The sequence below is a fragment of the Candidatus Darwinibacter acetoxidans genome (assembly GCF_041936445.1).
GTDB lineage: Bacteria > Bacillota > Limnochordia > Darwinibacteriales > Darwinibacteriaceae > DTU010.
In genome coordinates, this window is the sequence record NZ_JBHGXH010000249.1 from 1 (window position 1) to 1,648 (window position 1,648).

Below are 1,648 nucleotides of genomic sequence, written 5' to 3' on the forward strand. Positions count from 1 at the left end.
CCCGCGGGCTGCCCTCACCTGGGAGAAGCTGGAAGTAGACCTTCATACAGCGAACCCCCTATCCACGATGCTCCAGTTTGGACCACCGGTGCCGATGAGAGACACCCGGACCCGGAACCGGGACTCCACGTACCGGACGAACCGCTTGGCGGTGTCCGACAGGTCCTCCCACTGGGTCTTGCCCTCATCCTGCGGCGAGAGGTAGTCCATGAACGTGATAGTGATGAAGGTGGGACAGTTCAACGTGATAGCGTTGTCCAGCAGCTCTTCATCCCATTCACCTACCCGGCGGACCTTGTTGGTGACGGTGGTCCGCTCCATCACCTGCTTGCCGACCCGCTGAGAGATCTCCTCCCAGGTCAGCTCGTTCTTCAGCGGTCCAGAATTACCAGCCACCCGGATCGGGTAGGTTCGGGCCACCAGCAGGACCCGGGTCACCAGCATGGGCGGGATGCCGGCGTCAGCAGCAAGCTGAGCGGCGTTGGTATCGTGACTGGTCACGTAGGGCCACGGACCGTGGATGAGGGACAGGCTAGATCCCTGGGTGCCCTCCAGGAGGACGTTCTGGCCACCATCCAGATACTGCTGTAGGAGCTTGGGGGTGTTCTCCCTCAAATACCGCCGGAGTCCGTACTCATCGGCGATATCCTTGGCTAGCTTGAACCGGGATGGATCTCGGCGGATCCTGGCAATCCGGGCCGCACCGACACCCTCGCCGGTGGAGCCGATGCGCTTGTGCAGCTCACCCTCTGTGCCGCCCTCCTCCCTATGAGAGGACTGGTCCAAGACACCGGCCCGGGCGTCGATGATTAACCGGTCGTCAATAGTGGGGTCGACCTCTCGAATGGCCTCCAGTTCCCGCAGGAGGATCTCCGGGTTCACCAGCATCCCCCGGCCCAGGACCAAGATCGCCTCAGGGTTGGTCCAGCCGCAGGGGATGATTTGCATCTTCCAGATCCGGCCCTTATGGATAAAGGAGTGGCCGGCGTTAGGGCCGCCGGTGCGGACGTGAACGTGGTAGCGATTAGCAAGGTAATTCACGACGACACCTTTACCTTCAGACCCGTACTGGGCTCCGACGACTGCCAAAACGTGACTTTTAGACTTCCGCATAAGTATACCCTCCTTGGTAGTTATTTGGGTGGCGGGCTACTCTTCCTCGCCCGTCCACTCGGTCATTTGTCCCCAGGATGGTCCGTACTTAATATCCACCTTCATGGGGACATACAGTTCGAACCTCGGCAGGAAATTCTCCATGCCCTCCCTTATGATCGGCAGCACCTTAAACAGCTTGTCCCCCGGGACTTCGAAGATTACCTGGTCATGGATTTGTAGTAACATGTGGGTATCCCAACCCTCCAACAGCTTATCCAGCCGGAGGATAGCCAGCCGCATCATCTCAGCGACGGCACCTTGGATAAGGTTGGAGGACGCCTTGTGGGTTGGGTTATACTGGTCATAGCGGCGCACCCGGCCCGTGAACATCCGGATATAGCCACGCTCCGTAGCGACCTCCTCCGCCCGCTTGTACAGCCGCCGGAATCCGGGATACCTCTCGTGGTACTTCCGTAGGTATTCCGCCGCTTTCTCCACTGGGACCCTTAGTTGCTTGGCTAGGGCCTTCCGGCCAATACCGTAGATAATGCCG

2 protein-coding genes are annotated in these 1,648 nt (G+C 59.6%); both read right to left on the minus strand.

Going from position 1 to position 1,648, the window contains the following annotated elements; all coding sequences use genetic code 11:
• Positions 1-42: 42 nt before the first annotated feature.
• A complete protein-coding gene (locus ACE4YL_RS09620) occupies positions 43-1,113 on the minus strand; it encodes an adenylosuccinate synthetase (RefSeq protein ID WP_461369574.1) in 1,071 nt (356 codons plus the stop codon).
• 36 nt (positions 1,114-1,149) lie between these two features.
• A partial coding sequence (locus tag ACE4YL_RS09625; protein ID WP_461369575.1) for a DNA polymerase occupies positions 1,150-1,648 on the minus strand: 499 nt, incomplete at its 5' end.